Origin of the sequence: Gelatiniphilus marinus, assembly GCF_042684345.1 — a bacterium.
In the GTDB taxonomy this organism is placed as follows: Bacteria; Bacteroidota; Bacteroidia; order Flavobacteriales; family Flavobacteriaceae; genus Gelatiniphilus; species Gelatiniphilus marinus.
This window is the reverse complement of sequence record NZ_JBHULK010000002.1, coordinates 728,485-748,042: the sequence shown is the minus strand read 5'-3', so window position 1 is coordinate 748,042 and position 19,558 is coordinate 728,485. Positions and strand designations below refer to the sequence as shown.

Annotated in this window: 22 protein-coding genes; 15 read left to right on the top strand and 7 right to left on the bottom strand. The window is 35.3% G+C overall.

The window, feature by feature from the left end:
- Positions 1–3: 3 nt before the first annotated feature.
- Positions 4–1,149 (bottom strand): cysteine desulfurase family protein, encoded by a 1,146-nt coding sequence (locus ACFSQS_RS08460; RefSeq protein WP_388017021.1) that lies wholly within the window; start codon positions 1,147–1,149, stop codon positions 4–6.
- Between the two features lie 135 nt (positions 1,150–1,284).
- Between ACFSQS_RS08460 and ACFSQS_RS08455 the strand changes: the two genes are divergently transcribed.
- Entirely contained in the window at positions 1,285–2,190 is a 906-nt protein-coding gene (locus tag ACFSQS_RS08455; protein ID WP_388017018.1) for a hypothetical protein, read from the top strand.
- On the opposite strand, the gene ACFSQS_RS08450 is transcribed toward ACFSQS_RS08455, so the two are convergent.
- Positions 2,183–2,746: a Smr/MutS family protein gene (locus ACFSQS_RS08450; protein WP_388017230.1), complete on the bottom strand. Its 564-nt coding sequence runs from the start codon at positions 2,744–2,746 to the stop codon at positions 2,183–2,185. The two genes, ACFSQS_RS08455 and ACFSQS_RS08450, sit on opposite strands and share 8 nt — an antisense overlap.
- The gene (locus ACFSQS_RS08445) at positions 2,746–2,946 is read right to left on the bottom strand and encodes a hypothetical protein (RefSeq protein ID WP_388017015.1); all 201 of its coding nucleotides are present in this window, start codon (positions 2,944–2,946) and stop codon (positions 2,746–2,748) included. Before ACFSQS_RS08445 ends, ACFSQS_RS08450 begins: the two co-directional genes overlap by 1 nt.
- Before the next feature lie 171 nt (positions 2,947–3,117).
- Here ACFSQS_RS08445 and ACFSQS_RS08440 point away from each other — a divergent pair, with 171 nt between their 5' ends.
- From ACFSQS_RS08440 to ACFSQS_RS08425, 4 genes are all read left to right on the top strand, one after another.
- Entirely contained in the window at positions 3,118–4,551 is a 1,434-nt protein-coding gene (locus ACFSQS_RS08440) for a secretion protein (protein ID WP_388017012.1), read from the top strand.
- 12 nt (positions 4,552–4,563) lie between these two features.
- Positions 4,564–4,926 carry a T9SS type A sorting domain-containing protein gene (locus ACFSQS_RS08435; RefSeq protein WP_388017009.1) on the top strand — a complete coding sequence of 121 codons (363 nt, stop codon included), beginning with the start codon at positions 4,564–4,566 and terminating at the stop codon, positions 4,924–4,926.
- A gap of 73 nt (positions 4,927–4,999) precedes the next feature.
- Positions 5,000–5,284, top strand: coding sequence for a DUF2752 domain-containing protein (locus ACFSQS_RS08430; RefSeq protein ID WP_388017006.1), 285 nt, complete (start codon positions 5,000–5,002; stop codon positions 5,282–5,284).
- A gap of 9 nt (positions 5,285–5,293) precedes the next feature.
- Complete coding sequence (locus tag ACFSQS_RS08425) at positions 5,294–5,620, top strand: CCC motif membrane protein (protein WP_388017003.1); 327 nt, start codon at positions 5,294–5,296, stop codon at positions 5,618–5,620.
- 106 nt (positions 5,621–5,726) lie between these two features.
- Here ACFSQS_RS08425 and ACFSQS_RS08420 read toward each other — a convergent pair whose 3' ends face one another.
- Both ACFSQS_RS08420 and rocD read right to left on the bottom strand, forming a co-directional pair.
- Positions 5,727–6,185, bottom strand: coding sequence for a hypothetical protein (locus ACFSQS_RS08420; protein WP_388017000.1), 459 nt, complete (start codon positions 6,183–6,185; stop codon positions 5,727–5,729).
- Between the two features lie 5 nt (positions 6,186–6,190).
- Positions 6,191–7,435 carry an ornithine--oxo-acid transaminase gene (gene rocD / locus ACFSQS_RS08415; protein WP_388016997.1) on the bottom strand — a complete coding sequence of 415 codons (1,245 nt, stop codon included), beginning with the start codon at positions 7,433–7,435 and terminating at the stop codon, positions 6,191–6,193.
- Positions 7,436–7,789: 354 nt separating this feature from the next.
- Here rocD and rlmD point away from each other — a divergent pair, with 354 nt between their 5' ends.
- The 6 genes from rlmD (at position 7,790) to ACFSQS_RS08385 (ending at position 13,383) form a co-directional block, all read left to right on the top strand.
- Positions 7,790–9,205: a 23S rRNA (uracil(1939)-C(5))-methyltransferase RlmD gene (gene rlmD / locus ACFSQS_RS08410; protein WP_388016994.1), complete on the top strand. Its 1,416-nt coding sequence runs from the start codon at positions 7,790–7,792 to the stop codon at positions 9,203–9,205.
- Positions 9,206–9,239: 34 nt separating this feature from the next.
- Positions 9,240–9,791 (top strand): DUF6452 family protein, encoded by a 552-nt coding sequence (locus tag ACFSQS_RS08405; protein WP_388016991.1) that lies wholly within the window; start codon positions 9,240–9,242, stop codon positions 9,789–9,791.
- Positions 9,757–10,485, top strand: a complete 729-nt coding sequence (locus ACFSQS_RS08400) for a DUF6048 family protein (protein WP_388016988.1) — start codon at positions 9,757–9,759, stop codon at positions 10,483–10,485. Before ACFSQS_RS08405 ends, ACFSQS_RS08400 begins: the two co-directional genes overlap by 35 nt.
- Before the next feature lie 21 nt (positions 10,486–10,506).
- A complete protein-coding gene (locus ACFSQS_RS08395) occupies positions 10,507–11,352 on the top strand; it encodes a glycerophosphodiester phosphodiesterase (RefSeq protein ID WP_388016985.1) in 846 nt (281 codons plus the stop codon).
- A 163-nt stretch (positions 11,353–11,515) separates the two neighbouring features.
- The gene (locus tag ACFSQS_RS08390; RefSeq protein ID WP_388016982.1) at positions 11,516–12,529 is read left to right on the top strand and encodes a hypothetical protein; all 1,014 of its coding nucleotides are present in this window, start codon (positions 11,516–11,518) and stop codon (positions 12,527–12,529) included.
- A gap of 557 nt (positions 12,530–13,086) precedes the next feature.
- Entirely contained in the window at positions 13,087–13,383 is a 297-nt protein-coding gene (locus tag ACFSQS_RS08385; protein ID WP_388016979.1) for a Bor family protein, read from the top strand.
- 471 nt (positions 13,384–13,854) lie between these two features.
- Here the strand turns inward: ACFSQS_RS08385 and ACFSQS_RS08380 are convergent, their stop codons facing one another.
- A complete protein-coding gene (locus ACFSQS_RS08380; protein WP_388016976.1) occupies positions 13,855–15,012 on the bottom strand; it encodes a THUMP domain-containing class I SAM-dependent RNA methyltransferase in 1,158 nt (385 codons plus the stop codon).
- 243 nt (positions 15,013–15,255) lie between these two features.
- Here ACFSQS_RS08380 and ACFSQS_RS08375 point away from each other — a divergent pair, with 243 nt between their 5' ends.
- The 3 genes from ACFSQS_RS08375 to ACFSQS_RS08365 all read left to right on the top strand — a co-directional run bounded on the left by ACFSQS_RS08375 (position 15,256) and on the right by ACFSQS_RS08365 (position 17,368).
- Entirely contained in the window at positions 15,256–15,987 is a 732-nt protein-coding gene (locus ACFSQS_RS08375; RefSeq protein WP_388016973.1) for a class I SAM-dependent methyltransferase, read from the top strand.
- Between the two features lie 125 nt (positions 15,988–16,112).
- Complete coding sequence (locus ACFSQS_RS08370) at positions 16,113–16,787, top strand: ZIP family metal transporter (RefSeq protein ID WP_388016970.1); 675 nt, start codon at positions 16,113–16,115, stop codon at positions 16,785–16,787.
- A 137-nt stretch (positions 16,788–16,924) separates the two neighbouring features.
- On the top strand, positions 16,925–17,368 hold the full coding sequence (locus ACFSQS_RS08365) for a DUF4268 domain-containing protein (RefSeq protein ID WP_388016967.1): 444 nt from the start codon (positions 16,925–16,927) through the stop codon (positions 17,366–17,368).
- A gap of 102 nt (positions 17,369–17,470) precedes the next feature.
- Here the strand turns inward: ACFSQS_RS08365 and ACFSQS_RS08360 are convergent, their stop codons facing one another.
- Complete coding sequence (locus ACFSQS_RS08360) at positions 17,471–17,965, bottom strand: GNAT family N-acetyltransferase (protein WP_388016964.1); 495 nt, start codon at positions 17,963–17,965, stop codon at positions 17,471–17,473.
- Between the two features lie 233 nt (positions 17,966–18,198).
- Between ACFSQS_RS08360 and ACFSQS_RS08355 the strand changes: the two genes are divergently transcribed.
- The gene (locus tag ACFSQS_RS08355) at positions 18,199–19,428 is read left to right on the top strand and encodes a hypothetical protein (protein WP_388016961.1); all 1,230 of its coding nucleotides are present in this window, start codon (positions 18,199–18,201) and stop codon (positions 19,426–19,428) included.
- The last annotated feature ends 130 nt before the right edge of the window (positions 19,429–19,558 follow it).

Sequence of the window (19,558 nt, the reverse complement as noted above, 5' to 3'; positions counted from 1 at the left end):
GGTTTAAGTGTTAACCAATTCACTTAAAACATCCACTAAATAATCAATTTCTTCTTTGGTATTATAGATACTAAACGAAAACCTAATGGATGGTTTTTGCATATCGGCATCATTTAAAATTTCAGCCAAAACATGAGAACCTTTTGTGCTTCCGCTTTGGCAAGCACTACCTTTTGAGCAGGCAATACCTTTTAAATCTAATTGAAATAATAACATGGCTGCTTTTTCTGGAGCTACCGGCAAACAAACATTTACCAAAGTGTAAGTGCCTTTTTCCAAATTACCAGAATACCCGTTAAATTTTACTGTTGGCACTTTTGCTTTTAGCTGTTCAATAAAATATAGCTTTAAAGATTTTACATATTTTGATTCTTTTTCTAAATTATCGTAAGATTTTTTTATAGCTTCCTCAATCCCCACAATATTGTGTACGCTTTCGGTTCCGGCACGAAAACCGCGCTCTTGCTCGCCACCAAAAATGAGAGGTTTTAAGCCAGAGTTTTTTCTAATAAAAGCAAAACCCACACCTTTTGGGCCATGGAATTTATGCGCCGCAGCAGCTAAAAAATCGAGTTGAATGTCTTGTAAATCTAATTTATAATGCCCAACCGATTGTACGGCATCGCTATGGAACAAGGCATTTTTCGATTGGCATAAATTGGCTACTTTTTTAATATCTAAAATATTCCCGATTTCGTTATTAATGTGCATTAAACTCACCAGTGTTTTTTTTGGTGTGTTAAGCAAGGTTTCTAAATGTGCGAAATCAACCGTTCCGCTGGCATCAATATTTAGGTAACTAATGGTTAAATCATATTCATTTTCAAGCTGTTCTATGGTGTGCAAAACGGCGTGATGTTCAATCTTTGAAGTAATAATGTGTTCAACTTTTAAATCTCTCACAGCACTTTGCAGCACTAAATTATCGGCTTCGGTACCACCAGAGGTAAATACAATTTCGCCAGCAGATACATTCAAATAACCCGCAATGGTTTTTCTGGATTTTTCAATTAAGGCTTTTGCCGATCTGCCAAAACTATGCGACGATGAGGCATTTCCGTAATTATGCTTCAACACTTCGGTCATTTTATCAATAACCTCATCGCGAATTTGCGTGGTTGCAGCGTTATCAAAATATATCTGTTTCATCTGTTTTTTAAAATTAAACGACATAAAATAGTTTATTGCCCTTTGTAAGCACCAAAAATACTTGAAATAAAATTATTAGCAATATGATACGTTATAAATAACAATTCCATTATTTTTGCTTTAAAACCCAAACCCATGCGTAAATTATTTTTTGCTTTAATAACCCTTAGTTTTGCTTGCCTATTTTCTTGCAACGATGGCGAAATTATTGATGTTGAACTGGATTTTGAAAATGATTTTTTCGCTAAACCTTGCGGCACTTCAGATTTAATATTTTACAAAACAAAAAACGATCCGTCTGAATCGTTGTCTGTGGTAATTAAATCGTTAACATTAGATGAGATTTTAACCTTCGAGGGCAGCGAAACTTTAATAACAAAAACTGGCAATGCCTTTAATTACAGAACCTACAGCAACGAAAAAATAAACGGCAACGATTTGTTTTGCAATGATATTCCGCCTTCTGATATTATAATTACAAACAACTATGATAGTACTTGCGATGCTGAAATAATGGTAACATTGACCGAAGATGACAACGATGGTATTCCTGCCGCTCTAGAAGATATTAATGGAGATGGTAATTTAGAAAACGATGATACCGATGGCGATGGCATACCAAACTATAAAGATGCCGATGATGATGGCGACAATGTTTTAACCAAAGATGAAGATTTAGATAAAGACGGCGATTTTACTAACGATGATACAGATGGCGATTTAATCCCAAATTATTTAGATGATGACGATGACGGCGATGGTGTAAAAACCATAGATGAAGAAACCAACACCGAAAACCAAAACCCCACGGACGATATTACCAACCCCGATGTGGGGCCCGATTATTTAAACCCAGATGTTGCCAATACAGACACGCCAGCCACGGCATACAGAAAACACACCATAATTAAGACCTACTTTGTAACACTAATGTTAAAAGGTATTAATATAAATATTTTATCGCAAGATGTTCTTGATTTTGGTGAGTTATCTGATGGTAAAACATCGGGGAGCAGAACCGTAACCCCAGATTTTAATTAGGAGCTACGTTTTGGTAAATATAAACTTCGGTGGCGCCTAAACCGTATTTTTGGTAATTGGCATCGTAGAATTTTACATTGCTGTAACGCCCAAAAAGGTAATCCAGTTCCATTTTTAAAACGCCCTCGCCCACACCGTGGATAAACACTATTTTTTGAATGCGGTTTTTAATGGCAAAATCCAATTGCCTTTGCGCCGTGTTAAGCTGTAAGGTTAGCATCTCGTGGTTAGTCATGCCTTTTGAAGATTTTACCAATTGATGGATGTGCAAATCAATTTCCATAGTGGGCTCGTAACGGTCTTTGGCTTTTACCTTTTTTACGGGTTTCTTTTTAGGTTGCTCTTTTTCAGAAATAACAGTACTGATATTTGAATTAGAAAACAATTTACCTTTTAGCGTTTTATCAGATTTGTTTTTAACCAATTCATCGGTTTTAAAATCCAATAAAAAACCATCTTCGGTTTCAATTGAAATTAAATCGCCATCTATCTTTTTAATAGTACCCATTAAATCTTCATCTAAAACCATTACGGAATCCCCTAATTTAAAAGTCATCATTCTTCGTCTTTTTTAACATCCATTGTATCTTCATCATTGGTAGTTTTACTCGGGATATTTCTGGAAATTCTATAAACACCAATCATTAAAACCATAATACCGCCAATTAAAATATATTGATTTTGTTCGCTTCCGGCCTTGGAGTAAAAAGCTACAATAGCCCCTAAAACAATTAATATATAATTAAAATATTTCATTAAAATGCAATTGAAATTAAAAAGGCAAATTACGCTAAAAAATACTTTTTGTGTAAATAATTTGCCGTTTAATTAATATTATAAAATTTGATATTATACGCCTCAAATTGTTATTTTGCCTTTTTATATTAAAACAACTATCTTTGTTTATTAAACATATAAACTATATTTATGCCCCATAAATTTACTTTTGTTTTACTCTTTGTTACCGGCTTATCCTTTGCTCAACTCTCGGTAAGGAACAACGCTTATATCTTTGTAAACGACCAAGTTGTTTTTGTTGAAAACGACATTAATTTAAACGAAGCCACAAGCACTATTTACTTACGCAACGAAGCACAACTTATTCAAGGCTCCGGTACTGAAACTGCTGCCGTTAAAAACTCTGGCATTGGCGAATTAAGCGTTTATCAAGACGGCAATGTAGGGGCGCACGAATACAACTATTGGTGCTCGCCTGTTGGGAGCAAAACCGCCAGCACTACCAATAACCCTTTTGGTATTACGCTTTTGCATGATATAGATCCTTTTGATATAACAGGAACACTTGCCACAACCTACGTTCATAACAGCAATTATAATGGTACATCAAGCCCCTTGAATATTGAACCCTATTGGATTTGGAAACTTATTGCCCAAAGCGGTTATTTTGATTGGATACACGTTCAAGCCGCTACCACAATAAACCCCGGAGAAGGATTTACCATGAAAGGTACAGCCGGCACCAGTGCCAACAACCCGGGGGACAACCAAAATTACGACTTTAGGGGCAAGCCAAATACAGGCACTATTGAGGTTGCTGTTGCAACGAGAGAATTAAGTTTAGTGGGAAACCCCTATCCTTCTGCAATTGATGCTCACGCCTACATTTGGGATAACGATAACAGAAACACCATACTTCCGCAATTAGAATTTTGGGAACAAGACCCCAACGTAAATTCGCATATTTTGGTTAATTACTCTGGTGGATATGCCACCTACACTATTGATGAGTTTAGCCACGTAAGATCTTATACCCCTGCCACATTTAGCACCTATGATGCAGCGGGAAATTTAATTGGCGGAGGCAGCGGTAGCCCTTCTGGAAAAGAACCGCAACGCTACATACCTATTGGGCAGGGTTTTATGGTTACAGGTGTGGCAAATGGTGTTGTGAGAGCTAAAAACGCACATCGTGTGTACCAAAAAGAAAGTGGTGCGAACAGCGAATTTTTTAAAAACCCCAACACAAAAGAAAAAACTAAAACTGAAAAAACAGCCAATGGCTTTTATAAAGTACCAAGCGATTTTAAACGCTTTCGATTAAACATTGATTTTAACAATACTCACACGAGGCAATTATTGGAGAATTTTCATGCTAGAGCAACCTTAGGTTACGATCCAGGTTTGGAGGGCAAAATGAATACTGATAACATTTTGGCTTCAGACGCTTACTTTACCAACAATGAAGACAACGATTTATACGTTATTCAAGCCTTACCTTTTGATGCCTCTTTAAAAATACCGTTAACCATTAAATTGGCCCAAAACATGCCGGTTAGAATTAGGATAGCAGATATTCAGAATTTTGATAGCAACCAACCCATTTACATACACGATAAATAAACCAATTTGTACGTGAATTTAAGAGTGCAAGATTTTGATATGAATCTTGAGGCTGGAGATTATAGCGACCGCTTTGAGGTTAGCTTTAGTAGCAAAACACTAAATATAACTGAAACCTATTTTAACGATTTTAACATTATTCAAAACAATAATATTTCAGAATTAAAAATTATAAACCCAAATGCTTTAGATATAACATCGTTACATGTATTTGATGCTTCGGGAAAACAAGTTTTAAATGAAAATATTTCGGAAGTAAAAAACACTTATACGTTTTCTACAAAATCTTTAAGCGACGGGGTGTATATTGCCAGAATCCGTTTAAAAAACAATCAAGGTTTTACCAAAAAAGTAATTGTAACTAACAAAAAATAGACTTCAATATAGTTTTAAAAGCTATTGTTTACTCGCATTTTTTTCTAAATTTGACAAAACTTAAACATTTTTAATGCAAGCTTTAGATGAGTATATGCTACCCTGTTTAAACAAAAAACTATTTGGTTTAGATTGTATGGGCTGTGGCATGCAACGCGCAATAGCTTTAATATTTCAAGGTAAATTTGCTGAGGCTTTTTATATGTATCCGGCTATTTACGGCCTTATTTTACTTTTTATAATTATAGTCATAAATATTTTCTTTAAATTTAAACATTCAAATAAAATAATAGCAACACTTGCTATTGTTACAGTATTAACCATCATAATTAGTTTTATCATTAAATTTACCAATTAAAATTCACACATGGAACAACAAAAACTCAACCCAACTATTGTTTACGTTTTAGCTATTTTAGGCCTTTTATGCTGCTGTTTTGCCGGTCTGGGATTTATACTTGCGGGTATAGCTTTACTTATTGCAATGAGCAAATTAAAGGCCGCAAAACTTAATCCGGAAAATTTCGACCCATCGAGCGTAAAAGCCATGAACACAGCCAAAATTGTGGCACTGGTAATATTTGTAATTAATATTTTATATTTTATCTATTACATCTATTTAATTTCTACAATTGGATGGGATCAACTCTTGGAACAATCTCAAGAAATGATGGAACAAATGCAGAATAACTAAACCAACAAATATTATTTACAACAAAGCGACCAAATACCAATTGGTCGCTTTTTTTTTTGATTTTTAGCAGGTATTGATTGAAATTACCATAAAACCCAAATATTATTTAAAATGAAGTTGCCGCAAACATCATACTGCCAAATATCAATACAATATAAATACTTATGATTGCAATAGTAAAAATACCAACATATTTGTAGTGCGACTTTAAATTGGCAAAAGCCAACTTAAAATCATCTTTATTGGTGGTGCTTAGAGCGGTTTTCATCTTTCTTGAAAAATTGAACAGATAATAAACCGGAAAAAAATAAATGAGCGCCATAACCACATATATAAGTCCGAAATACCCCATAGAGAAACCCATTGCCGCATACGGATTGGCATCTCCCAATGCGCTCGAACTCATTATAGCGCCAAAAAATATTCCGAAAATTACCATTATCCCGATGCCAATAAAACCAAGTATAGATAAAAAATAGGTCCACGACGCCGTCTCTTTTAAAAGTCCCTTAATCTCATCATTCACTTCTAACTCAAAGCTTTCAAAAGCCGATTTTTGTTCCATAATATTTAATTTTCAAACTGTTTTAAGGTTTTTGTAATAATGCCTACACAGTCCAATAATTGGTCTTCGGTCATTACCAGAGGCGGTGCGAAACGGATGATGTTTCCGTGTGTTGGTTTTGCTAATAATCCGTTATCGCGCAAGGCCAAACAAATATTCCACGCGGTATCGCTATATTCATCATCATTAATTACAATAGCGTTTAAAAGCCCTTTGCCCCTAACCAAGTTTACAATCTTGCTTTGCTTAATGTATTTATTCATTTCGGCTCTAAATAGCTTGCCTAAATATTCTGCATTTTCAGTAAGCTGTTCGTTTTTTACAACTTGCAGTGCCGCTATGGCAACAGCTGCTGCCACAGGATTGCCGCCATAGGTACTACCGTGGTTTCCGGGTCTTATAACATTCATAATCTCGTTATTGGCCAATACCGCAGATACCGGGTAAATACCACCGCTTAAGGCTTTGCCTAAAACCAAAATATCGGGTTTAACATTTTCGTGGTCCACGGCAAGCATTCTTCCTGTTCGGGCAATACCTGTTTGTACTTCGTCTGCAATAAATAGCACATTATACTTTTCGCATAAAGCCTTAGCTTTTGCCAAATAGCCATCGCTTGGAACATAAACACCAGCTTCGCCTTGAATGGGTTCTACTAAAAAACCGGCTATATCCGAGCTGCTTTCCAAAGTATCTTCGAGTGCTTTTAAATTATCGTATTCAATTTTAATAAAACCTTCGGTATAAGGGCCAAAGTTTTTACGCGCCACCGGATCGTTGGAAAACGATATAATAGTTGTTGTTCGCCCATGGAAGTTATTTTTACAAACAATAATTTTTGCTTTGTTGGTGTCTATCCCTTTAACCTCGTAGGCCCATTTTCGGCATACCTTTAATGCGGTTTCAACAGCTTCTGCGCCCGTGTTAATTGGCAATACTTTATCGAAACCAAAATACTGGGTTACATATTTTTCGTATTTGCCCAACATATCGTTGTAAAACGCACGAGATGTTAATGTAAGAGTTTGTGCTTGTTTTGTTAAAGCATCAACAATTTTTGGGTGACAATGCCCTTGGTTTACAGAGGAGTAAGCCGATAAAAAATCGTAGTATTGCTTCCCTTCTACGTCCCAAACATGCACGCCTTTACCCTTGCTTAATACTACGGGTAACGGATGATAATTTTGAGCGCCATACTTGTTTTCTAAGGCCATCGCTTCTTGCGACGAAATGTGGTCTAAAACAGCCATTTTAAAATAATTTAAAGGTTAAATGCCTTAAGATAAGGCACCGTTTAACACCTATTATGGGCGTAAACATTAATAATTAGATCTCGCTTTGCGAGCAAATAACCATTCCTTCTATACCTTTATTCTTTCGGGATCCCAATGGTTATCGGGACGAAAAAGCAGCGTGGGAGAGAAATCATCCCTAGGATTTACAATATTAGTAAATATTTATGGCGTTTTAAAATGCTATTGTATTTTATGGTGGAGCCGCTATCGGGAAAAAATGGTTTAAAAGATTTTTTAGACTAAAAATTAATTGTTACTATTTTTAAGTTGAAACAAAAAAAGTATAAATGAGTTCAGTATTTTTGCAGCATGTCTAGAAGAAGAAAACAAAGAAAACAAATTTTTGAAAACATAGAGGTAATCGATGCCGGAGCAAAAGGAAAAACCATTGCCAAAGCACCCGACGGGAAGGTAATTTTTTTACCCAATGCCGTTCCTGGCGATGTGGTAGATGTGCAAACCTTTAAAAAACGTAAAGCGTATTACGAGGGTAAAGCAACGGTTTTCCACAAATTATCTGATAAAAGAACCGAACCCGTTTGCGAACATTTTGGAACCTGTGGCGGCTGTAAATGGCAAGATATGGCTTACCAGCATCAACTGTTTTACAAGCAAAAAGAAGTTACCAATAACTTAACCCGAATTGGGCATATTGAGTTGCCCGAGGTTACCCCAATTTTGGGTTCAGATAATCAATATTTCTACAGAAATAAAATGGAATTTTCGTTTAGCGATTCGCGTTGGTTAACTATTGAGGAAGTACAATCGGATGCAGATTTAGGCGACCGAAACGCTTTAGGATTCCATATCCCGGGGATGTGGGACAAGATTTTAGATATAAAAAAATGCCATTTACAAGCCGATCCTTCAAACACCATTCGGAATGCCGTAAAGCAGTTTGCCGTAGCCAATGAATTAGAATTTTTCAACACCCGCAACCAAACCGGGTTGTTGCGCACCATGATGATTCGCACATCGAGCACGGGCGATATTATGGTAATGATTCAATTTTTTAAAGACGATAAAACAAAACGTGAATTGTTATTGGATTTTCTTGCTGAAACCTTTCCGCAAATCACTTCTTTACAATACGTTATAAACGAAAAAGCCAACGATACCATTTACGACCAAAACGTAATTTGCTACAAAGGCAGCGACCACATATTTGAGGAAATGGAAGGTTTACGTTTTAAAATAAATGCCAAATCGTTTTATCAAACCAATTCCGCGCAAGCGTACGAATTATATAAAATAACACGCGATTTTGCTGGATTAACAGGCAAAGAACTGGTTTACGATTTGTACACCGGCACAGGCACCATCGCACAATTTGTCGCCAAAAAAGCAAGTAAAGTAGTTGGTGTCGAGGCGGTACCCGATGCTATTACCGCCGCCAAAGAAAATGCACAATTAAATAACATTAATAACGTTGAATTCTTTGTGGGCGATATGAAACAGGTTTTTAAAACCGAATTTATAAAAACACACGGGCAACCCGATATAATAATTACCGATCCGCCCAGAGAAGGCATGCACAAAGACGTGGTACAGCAAATATTAAACATAGCACCAAAAAAAGTGGTTTACGTGAGCTGCAATAGTGCCACACAAGCCAGAGATTTAGCCTTAATGGACGCCATGTATAAAGTTACAAAAACCCAAGCTGTAGATATGTTCCCGCAAACCCACCATGTTGAAAATGTGGTGTTGTTGCAAAAACGGTAATGTGTTTAGTTGTTAATTCGTTTATTTGTAAAAAATGAAAATAAAATATCTTAAATACCTTTTTTTACCAATTATGGTATTGGTAATTGGAATTACGGCAAGTTGCGAGCGCGACGATATTTGTCCCGAAAGCACTCCAACAACGCCCAGTTTAATTATTACGGCTTTTGATGTTGATGAGCAAGACAATAAAAAAAACATATTTGGTTTAAGAATTCAAGGTGTTGGCATTGATAAGGTTTTAACTGGCTACAATGTGGTTACAAACGACTCTATTGTATTGCCGTTAAAGACCCATATAAACACATCGCAGTACAAAATACACAGTAATTACACCTATGATGACAACGATACACCCGATGACACATCAGACGATATTATTGGAGGTAACCAAGATATTGTTACCATAAGCTACACCACCGAAAACGTTTTTGTATCGCGCGCTTGTGGTTATAAAACCATTTTTAAAGCTGTTGAAATTGTAGTTGAAAACGATGGCGATAACTGGATACAATCTATTCAACCCTTAAATAACCCGCAATCTGTAGAAAATGAAACAGCAGTACATTTTAACTTATTTCATTAGCAGCGTCGTTTTTCTGCTTTTTTGTGTGCCTGTAAACGCACAAAACGATAGTATTCCCAATACGGCAAACGACTCGCTGGTTATTAAACAAAAATACGGGCTGCGCATAGGTGGCGATATTGGTAAACTTATAAGAACAGCTATAGACGATGATTACTCTGGTTTTGAATTAATTGCCGATTACCGAATTAAAAAAAACCTGTACATAGCAGGCGAAATTGGTGTAGAAGAAAAAAACAACAAAACCGACTATTTGGATATTACTACCACAGGCAGCTATTTTAAAGGCGGAATAGATTACAACTCTTACCAAAACTGGCTGAATATGGACAACATGATTTACTTTGGCTTTCGCGTTGGCGCCAGCACATTTAGCCATACTTTAAATAGCCTTACCGTTTATAACACCAACCAATATTGGGGCGAACAGTTTGTTTCTACATCACCAGAAAAATTTGATGGACTAACCGCCATTTGGGCAGAACTTATTTTGGGCATAAAAGCCGAAATTTTTAATAATCTGTACATGGGTTTAAACGCCCAACTTAAAGTTTTGGCCAGCGAAACAGAACCCAGTAATTTTCAAAATATATACATTCCCGGTTTTAACAAAACCTACGATAGCAGTCGTATTGGCGTGGGTTATAGCTATACCATTTCGTATCGTATTCCGCTTTATAAAAAAGCTAAATAGAGTTTAACTCATTTTTAAAAGGTGAAGAAAGCAGCAAAAATTATTGGCAGTTTCATGGTATTGATTATTGCGTATTTGTGCCTATCGCTCTCCCCTATTTTCTTTCAAGATTTTTTAAATGAAGAAGCAGATGCTTTAATAATTGCACATCGTGGAGCTTCAAAAATTGCTCCAGAAAATACGGCGGCTTCGGTTAAGGCGGCTTTAAATTTAAATCCCGATAGTATAGAAATAGATGTGCAGCAAACCCAAGACTCGGTAGTGGTTTTAATGCACGACACCACTTTAGATAGAACAACAAACGGCAAAGGATTAGTAAAAGAAAACAGCTTTTTAGAGCTTAAAAAATTAGATGCAGGCAGTTGGTTTTCTGATGATTTTATAAATGAAGGAATTCCTACTTTAGAAGACATCATTAAGTTAATTGATGGTAAATCTGAACTGATTATCGAGATTAAAAAAGGCGATAAATACTATCCGAATATCGAAAGAAACATTGTAAAAATTATAGCGAAACACCAAGCTGAACCTTGGGTAATTATCCATTCGTTTGATTCTGAAGTTTTAAAACGCGTGCATCAATTAAACCCGAATATTACATTGCATAAGTTACTTATAGGTAAGTTAAAATTTATTCCTTTTATCATTTCAAATGAAATTGAAGCGTTAAATATCGATAAACAACCGTACATAAAAGCATACAGTATAAACTATGCTTTTGCCAATCGAGATTTTATTAAACTTTTAAAATCTAAAGGAAAAGATGTTAACGTTTGGACAGTTAATAATGCACATTTTGCCAACGAGTTAATTTCAATAGGCGTTAATGGCATTATTACAGACCACCCTAACCTACTAAAAAAGTAACCTATTCAATATTAATTATTTGCATCGCAATAAAAGTTGTTGTACTTTAGATAATCCCATTTTTACAAGGCTTTACTTACTAGCTTAAATAAGTTTCCAACAGGTAACTAACTTGGTTTGTAATACATAAAAATTCAGCAATTAACAAAATACCAAAGTAAAAATGAAAACCAATCCCACAGCGTTAAAACTCTTTTTTAAATTCAAATTAATACTTCTATTTTTTGTAGCGTTTGCATTAATTTCGGCAAGTCCAAAAATCAATAAAAATTATAATTCAAACCCCAATAGCAATACAAACAATCTTGTTTTTAATGCCAAAGGTCTTCATTTTGAAACCGTTTTAACCAACATTTTTAAAGGTAATTTTATCGACATTCCTTTTGATAGGGACCACAGCACTTTTGTACTGCTTTACAACGCTTATGTAACCACCTACGCTAAACATTGCACCTCTAGTTTGCCCGCAGATAAAATTGAACTTACTCGACCAGAGTGCGTTAAAGAGCGAGTAACTACTGATGGCTATGGTTGGGAAGTTAGCAGAATTTGCATTGAGTGGATAGATGTTGGCACCGGTTTATACGCCGCACCAGAAATGTTTAATGCCAAAGTAATTCTAGAAAATTTACAGGCTGGCGATGCCCTAAGAAACATGTATAAAATGATGAAACAAGACAACCCTATTGGTACAGCCACCAGTGTGTTAAACAATTCGCAGGCTGCCGATGCCGATATGAAAGCCTTGTTAAAACTAAACGCTTGTAAAAGTGCCGGTTTAATGCGATTTCAAGAAAACTTACGCTTGTTTGCTTTGGGCAAACAACCCATTAGATTGGACGGAAAAAAAACAACCGTAGTAGATTTTAATAACCAAAACCTTACAAAATTAGCCGAAGATTTAGTGTTTGCACACTCTAAAACCTGGGCCATGAACCGCTACCAACGCGGTAGCATTTCTAGCGTTTCTAAAATAACAGACACCAATGGTAAACTTACCGAAATAAAAACACGCTATGTGTATCAAGGTTTTAGCGGGCGGCGCAACGGCTCGGTAAGAATAACCTTTACCAATGGCCTGCCCGAATGCCTTTATTTTTTCGATTTCCCCAACGCGTGCCGAACGGCAAACCGTAAAATTGTGGCGCAGTACGCGGGTGGGAATTATAAAAAATAACCTTGCTTTTTTAACAATTCATGGCAAATAATGTTTCGTCTTTGCTGGGATTTTGCTTAGCCTGCACTGAGCGCGGTAGAAGTGTGGCAATCTGTTTAATATTTTCTCTGTTTAATGATTTAAAAAGACTATTGCATCTTTCTTTTATGTTGAATTTTTTTATGATTGCCCATAATGTAACAAATTACTTCGTAATCCTTAACTTGTTTTAGGGCCACATTAAGCAAATAACTGTTTGTCAAATTATAATAATTAAGATGCTGAAACGAGTTCTGCATAACGTTACACTATATTATTACTAATTACGGACACACAAAATATTTTTTTTAAATATATAAATTTTATCGAGCAAAAATTATTAAAACCATACTTAGCTAATAAGCAACACGTTAAGTCATTAATTTAATGAAAATCAAAAACTTACTTAAACAAAGTTTTTTTCTTACTTATTTTTATTTATTTTCGTATTTCGTTTTCAAAAAATTAACATTATCAAGCTTTAAGATAAATATTTGAAAATGAGATAATTAAACAATTTAACCTATAAAAATTAAAAAATGATTAAAAAATCAATGAAATTAATGACAGTAGCTGTCGTTGCATCAATGCTTTTAACCTCATGTTATTCTTACACAAGTGTTGTTGGAAAAGGAGCACAAGGAAACACTCAAGTAACAAAATGGAATCACTACCTAATTAATGGCTTAGCTCCAGTTGGTGTTTCAGATTCAAAACAAATGGCAGATGGTGCAGAAAACTATACTGTATTTACAAGATATTCATTTATTAACGGACTGGTAAGTGCATTAACTTTTGGAATTTATTCTCCAACTACCACTACTGTTACTAGGTAATTTTGCAAAAAGAGGTTGTCTGAAAAGTAATTTATAGTGTTATATTTATAAACTACATTTATTTTGCATTCTCAGACAGCCACTTTTCTATATTTTTATGAAAAAAATTATACACTACATTTTTATTATAATAGCAGTTGTTTTTGTTATCAACATTATTCAAATTATTTCTTTAGGGCTCTCTAATTTAAGCGAATTTGGCTATGGTGCGCTAGTAGGTAAATTATTATTGCTTTTAGTTTCAATATTTGTAGTTTTTAAAACAAGAATTAAAAAACAAAAAACCAAGAATTAAACTCTCACGCTAGCGCGCCTTTGTAAAGCGTGCTTTAAATCCATATAAAATAATATAATACAGCGTGTTTGCAACGCGTGCCAGCAACCCAGGTCAAAACAGACAATAAAACTTTTGTATTTTATATTTTATTAGAAAGTAAACTATTCTAAGATTACTGCTTTCTCAGGCATTTGTTACTTTAAATACTTCCCTTTTTTACTGCCTTGGTACATAACATATTTAACCAAACGTGCTTCGAGTTTGGCATTAAAAAGTTGTATTTTCCGCGAAGGTCGTAACCCCACATGCTTAAGCGCATCGAGGTTGCTGGTAATAAACCAAGCATCGGTACCCGAATAATTTTGCTTTAGCGTGTCGCCAATGTTGGCATAAAATTCTTGCATATCAATATTTAAACGCTCGCCGTAGGGTGGGTTAAATACCATGTGCAGTTTTTGGTCGCCGCCTTTTTGGGTTTTAAAAAAGTCTTCGTGTTTAACTTCTATAAAATCTTCCAGTTGGGCGTTCTTTACGTTGTCTTTGGCTTTGGCCACGGCACTTGGTGCTTTATCGTAACCTATTATTTTGTGGTGGAAATCGCGGGTTTTTCCGAGTAAGGATTCTTCTATTTTTTCAAATAAATCGACATCCCAATCTTGCCAACGCTCAAAGGCAAATTCTTTTCGCATGAGGTTTGGCGGAATGTTACAAGCAATCATCGCCGCTTCAATTAGCATGGTGCCCGAACCGCACATGGGATCCATAAAATCGGATTGCCCATCCCAACCCGAAAGCATAATCATGCCCGCTGCCAACACTTCATTAATAGGCGCTATATTGGTTGCTGTTTTATAACCGCGCTTGTGCAAGGAATCGCCCGAGGAGTCTAACGAAATGGTACATTGTTGCCTATCGATGTGTACATTTATTTTTAGGTCGGGGAATTTTAAATCTACGTTGGGACGCTGGCCAGTGGTATCTCTAAATTTATCGACTATGGCATCTTTTGTTTTTTGGGCTATGTACAGCGAGTGCGAAAACAAATTGGAATGTATGGTAGCATCGACGGCCAAAGTACCTGTTGGCTTAAGGTATTTGGACCAATCCATGGCATAGATTTTATGGTATAAATCGTTTTCGTTTTTTACGCTAAAACTATGTATGGGTTTTAAAATTTTAACTGCGGTTCGCAACCCCAAATTGGCTTTGTACATAAAGCCTTTATCGCCTGTAAAGGCAACGTTGCGCACGCCTTTTTTTACGTGTTGTGCACCAAGTTGTGTGAGTTCTTTTGCCAATAAATCTTCAAAGCCAAATAGGGTTTTGGCAACCATGTTGAAATTTTCTTCCATTTTTTACGTCGAATAGATTGCAAAAATAACGTAATTTTGCGCAAATTAACTAGCAATTGCAGATAATGGGTTAAGGATTGATGCGGCATCCTTTTTGCGAAGCTTGAAAACAATTTACTTTCTTTTAAACTGAGAGTTAATTGTTGGTTAGATCCCGAAACAAGTTAGGGACTGCTTCGCAGAAAGATATAGCGGAAAGCCTGACCCCCGAACATTTCCCGGGGGTAACCCCATAAAAAACAGATGAGCAATAACGGTACAACATGGTTTAAATCGTGGTTTGATTCGCCTTTTTACCATATTTTATACAAAGACAGGGACCATAACGAGGGGCGCGCGTTTATGGATAGGCTTACTGGGTATTTAAATATACCAGAGCAGGGCAGTATTTTAGATTTGGCTTGTGGCAAGGGCAGGCACGCGCGGTATTTAAACACATTGGGCTACGATGTAACGGGCATAGATTTAAGCGCAAACAGCATTGCTTATGCGAAGCGGTTTGAAAATAACAGCCTGCGCTTTGAGGTGCACGACAAAAGCCAACCTTACCACAAACAGTTTGATGCGGTTTTTAATTTGTTTACCAGTTTTGGGTATTTTGAAAACGACCAAGATAACCTAAACACCATTAAAGCGATAAAAAGCAATTTAAACGACTTTGGTTTTGGGGTAATAGATTTTATGAATTGCGAATTTGTTATTGATAATTTAGTGCCCGAAGAGCTTAAAACGGTTGATGGCATTAGCTTTAATTTAAAGCGTTATGTTGATGGCGATTATATTAAAAAAGATATTTCGTTTGTGGCAGATGGCAATGCGTATTATTTTCAAGAGCGGGTTAAAGCTTTTAGTTTAAACGATTTTGAAACCATGTTTAAGGCTGCCCATGTGTATTTATTGGATGTTTTTGGCGATTATAAATTGCATAAATTCGATGCCAAAACATCGGAGCGATTAATAATGATTTTTAAGTAGGCTGATTGATAACAGACTTTTAATTATTATGAATAACGCGGTAACCTAAGTACATAAAAAAATTGTTTGAAAAATATAAAAAAACAAGACCTAACGGGTCCAATTAAAAACTATTAAAACAAAGAATGAATCCATATTTATTACCCATTTTAGCGGTTGTTTTAGGTGTGCTTATTGCCAGTTTAAGCAAATTTAAAAAAACCTGGAACACCAAGCTACTACTCTCTTTTAGCGGGTCTTTTTTATTGGCATTAACGCTTTTTGAGCTGCTCCCGGAGGTGTACCACCATTTAAGCGGCAAACTTACCGGTTTGTACATTATGTGCGGTATTATATTGCAAATTGTTTTAGAGCTTTTCTCTAAAGGGGCAGAGCATGGGCATGTGCACATAAGCGAGAACGACAGTAATTTTCCGTGGTTGCTTTTTGTGAGTTTGTGCATTCATAGCTTTTTAGAGGGTTTCCCCATACACGAACACAACGATATGCTTTATGGCGTTTTAATTCACAAAATACCTATTGCGGCCTTGGTTAGCATGTTTTTGTTTCAGTCTAATTTCAATAAATTACAAGTTGTCGGGTTTTTAGTTGTTTTTGCGGTTATGACTCCGTTAGGGGCATTTATCTCCAATACTTGGGAAGCTATTGCAAATTACGCCCACATAATTAATGCGATTGTTATTGGTATATTTTTTCATATTTCTACCACCATTTTGTTTGAAAGTGGCGAGGGCCATAAGTTTAACTTATCTAAATTTGTTGCCATTATTTTGGGTGTTGCCGTGGCTTATATGATTTAGCTGATTTTTTATTTCCGCGAAGGCGGAAATACCATCAATTGAAACTTAGTTATAATAAAAATGAACACCTACTTTCACAGAAATGACAAATAAAGAGATTCCCTTATTCAAAGGAATACAAAAAGCTAATATTTTTAATGTTTTCAAAAGAAGAATCGCGCAAATTACGACAAGAGTTTTGGACCAGTTTCGGGAAATCGTTTCCACGGAAATGGATTTTGTACAATACCAAATTGAAAGGGGTCTCGTTTAAATTTCATTTTGATACTAAAAAAGCTTTAGTGGCTTTAGATATTGAAGATGTCCCGATAGCTATCGGGACGGAAAACCGCATTAAATACTGGGAAAGACTTGAAGCTTTAAAAGCTATTTTGCTAGATGATTATTTGCCCGATGCTATTTTAGAGGAAGAATATGTTTTAGAAAACCATAAAGAAATCTCAAGAATTTATGTACCGTTAAATCAAAAAGTATCCATCCATAACAAAAACTCGTGGAGCGACGTGATGGAATTCTTCAATAAAAAAATGACTTTGTTTGAAGCTTTTTTTGAGGAATACAAAGAGGTTATTGATTATTAACCGATATTGCGAACATAGTTAGGCAATCTGTTTAATTATAGTTCTAATTTTCAATTTAAAAGATTACCACGTCGCTCCGCTCTTCGTAATGTTGGTTACAATTTAAACTTTTTTCTCCATAATAAAATCGTCCATTACAAAGCCGTTGCCAATATAGGTTACAAACGGTTTTACTATTTTAAAACCCAGTTTTTCATAGGCTTTTATGGAGTTTGTATTGTTAACATTCACACCAAGCCTAATGGCTTTTAAATGGTATGCCTTGGCTTTATCTTCAACTTTTAACATGGCTGCTTTTCCTATTTTTTTTCCTCTGTGGGTTTGCAACACATAAATCTTGCTTAAAAACAAATGTTCCTTTTCTTTTTTAATAGCTATATAACCCGCTGGGGTTTTGTTAAAATGAATTATAAAATACTCAAAGCCCTCGTTTTCAATTTGGTTTTTTATGGCTTTGGCCGATTGAAACTTTTCAAGCATATAATCTATCTGAGGTTTACCAACCATGGGAATATAATGTTCTCGCCAAATAACATGGGCTAAGTCTTCAATTAAATTATAATCTGCTGTTTTGTTGGCTTGGTTAATGTCTATCATATTGCATCGTAAAAATCGTTTTTCAAATAAAATAATAATTAATGAATAATTAGTACTGGTAACACATCAATCGCTTTTGGTTTAAACAATCTATCTTAAAAATCATCAACAAAATAATTTATAACATCGTAATAAACCAAAAAAATAGAGTTTAAACCTATGGTCTATAAACTTTTATGTGCCACACAAGCAAACGTTTTTTATGTATCTTTGAATAAACAACGCCAATAATAATGAGAGTACACTTCCCTTTAAAGCTAGCCTTTGCTTTTCTCTTTACACTATTAGCAGCAGCCCAAAATTCAGTAACAAAACTTCCCACCAGAGCAGAATGTGAAGCATGCGCAACAAAAAAAGCAAAAACACTTTTGGAAAAATATGGTAGTGCCGAAAAATTTGTAGGCTGCCTTGTTGCTGGAGGCACATCGGCCCAAATAGTACAGATTGATAATTTACTCAAAACAGCTCAATCTAAAAAAGACAAGTTTGCGCTAAAAAGTTCAACGCCTGCCGTTCGTTTTTTAATCTTAAGGAATATTAGAAGCTATTTAAATTTGGTTGATTATGGCGCAGACTTTGCACTTAAATTCCCCTTTGAAAAGGAATATATAAAAAACAGCATGACAAAACTTTTTAACTCCCAAAAAGCCAAAGCCCAAGAAATAAGAGATTGGGTAAATAGGATGCAAGTTATTTTAGATAAAGAACATCCTGATGTAAAAAAAGGGATGGATAATGCGATAGCAAACGTAAAAATGAATTGCGACATTACATGGAATAAAGCCAAAAATGGTTTAATCTATCCTGAATCCCTGTTTTTTGACCGTGAAAAAAGCAATGTTTTCGTGGTTGGTTGCGCAGAAATTGGTATGAATTTTTACAGCCTTTTAAGAACTCCTGCTCCAAAAAATCATAACAAAGTAAAACCAAAAAGAATACCTTATTGCTCTGATAAAAAAACTTTAAATGGCTGGGACATATTCTGGAAGAGTGATTACTTTTCTTTAAAGCCAAAACTATATAACATAAAAAAAGGATTATCGATAACAAGCTTAAGCATTGGATTTAGTGATGCCAGTAATAATTATTGGTTAAATTTTAATTTTAGTTCTGGAGCCCCTTATAAAGATGATGCCCAACAGATTTATGTAGATGGCGTTAAAATACATGAAGGGAAATGGACCATTACTCGATATGCAGATGGAAAGTTAAGGTCGGTTAAACCGCCTCCTATTAATAAAAAAGTTATAGATTTTTTTAACCAAGGTAAAGAAGTCGAGATTAAAGTTCTAAGAAAAAAAATGGTGGATGACACCTCTTCTGCCTTGGGCTATAAATGGCAAATGATTTTACAAACCTCAGCAAGATTTTCATTAAAAGATTTTAGACAAGCTTTAGCAGTTGCAAAAGCTGGAAAAACCTTAAAAGCAACAGAGAAAAAACAAGGCAGGTGTAAAGAATAATTTAAGATAAAATAAATTTAAAGAAATACAGTTCGTCGAAAAATATAGCTATTCGTCTGATTTTTAGTTATATTTGATGACTTAATAATCAAATCCTGTTTCCTTTTTTTATTAAGTAACGCTATTAATT

Coding starts and splice junctions, on each gene's coding strand:
- ACFSQS_RS08385 (WP_388016979.1), top strand. CDS start 13,087: ATGATTAAAAAATCAATGAAATTAATGACAGTAGCTGTCGTTGCATCA.
- ACFSQS_RS08375 (WP_388016973.1), top strand. CDS start 15,256: ATGAGCAATAACGGTACAACATGGTTTAAATCGTGGTTTGATTCGCCT.
- ACFSQS_RS08450 (WP_388017230.1), bottom strand. CDS start 2,746: ATGACTTTTAAATTAGGGGATTCCGTAATGGTTTTAGATGAAGATTTA.
- rlmD (WP_388016994.1), top strand. CDS start 7,790: ATGTCTAGAAGAAGAAAACAAAGAAAACAAATTTTTGAAAACATAGAG.
- ACFSQS_RS08425 (WP_388017003.1), top strand. CDS start 5,294: ATGGAACAACAAAAACTCAACCCAACTATTGTTTACGTTTTAGCTATT.
- ACFSQS_RS08390 (WP_388016982.1), top strand. CDS start 11,516: ATGAAAACCAATCCCACAGCGTTAAAACTCTTTTTTAAATTCAAATTA.
- ACFSQS_RS08440 (WP_388017012.1), top strand. CDS start 3,118: ATGCCCCATAAATTTACTTTTGTTTTACTCTTTGTTACCGGCTTATCC.
- ACFSQS_RS08355 (WP_388016961.1), top strand. CDS start 18,199: ATGAGAGTACACTTCCCTTTAAAGCTAGCCTTTGCTTTTCTCTTTACA.
- ACFSQS_RS08420 (WP_388017000.1), bottom strand. CDS start 6,185: ATGGAACAAAAATCGGCTTTTGAAAGCTTTGAGTTAGAAGTGAATGAT.
- ACFSQS_RS08400 (WP_388016988.1), top strand. CDS start 9,757: ATGAAACAGCAGTACATTTTAACTTATTTCATTAGCAGCGTCGTTTTT.
- rocD (WP_388016997.1), bottom strand. CDS start 7,435: ATGGCTGTTTTAGACCACATTTCGTCGCAAGAAGCGATGGCCTTAGAA.
- ACFSQS_RS08460 (WP_388017021.1), bottom strand. CDS start 1,149: ATGAAACAGATATATTTTGATAACGCTGCAACCACGCAAATTCGCGAT.
- ACFSQS_RS08455 (WP_388017018.1), top strand. CDS start 1,285: ATGCGTAAATTATTTTTTGCTTTAATAACCCTTAGTTTTGCTTGCCTA.
- ACFSQS_RS08430 (WP_388017006.1), top strand. CDS start 5,000: ATGCAAGCTTTAGATGAGTATATGCTACCCTGTTTAAACAAAAAACTA.
- ACFSQS_RS08360 (WP_388016964.1), bottom strand. CDS start 17,965: ATGATAGACATTAACCAAGCCAACAAAACAGCAGATTATAATTTAATT.
- ACFSQS_RS08365 (WP_388016967.1), top strand. CDS start 16,925: ATGTTTTCAAAAGAAGAATCGCGCAAATTACGACAAGAGTTTTGGACC.
- ACFSQS_RS08445 (WP_388017015.1), bottom strand. CDS start 2,946: ATGAAATATTTTAATTATATATTAATTGTTTTAGGGGCTATTGTAGCT.
- ACFSQS_RS08405 (WP_388016991.1), top strand. CDS start 9,240: ATGAAAATAAAATATCTTAAATACCTTTTTTTACCAATTATGGTATTG.
- ACFSQS_RS08380 (WP_388016976.1), bottom strand. CDS start 15,012: ATGGAAGAAAATTTCAACATGGTTGCCAAAACCCTATTTGGCTTTGAA.
- ACFSQS_RS08370 (WP_388016970.1), top strand. CDS start 16,113: ATGAATCCATATTTATTACCCATTTTAGCGGTTGTTTTAGGTGTGCTT.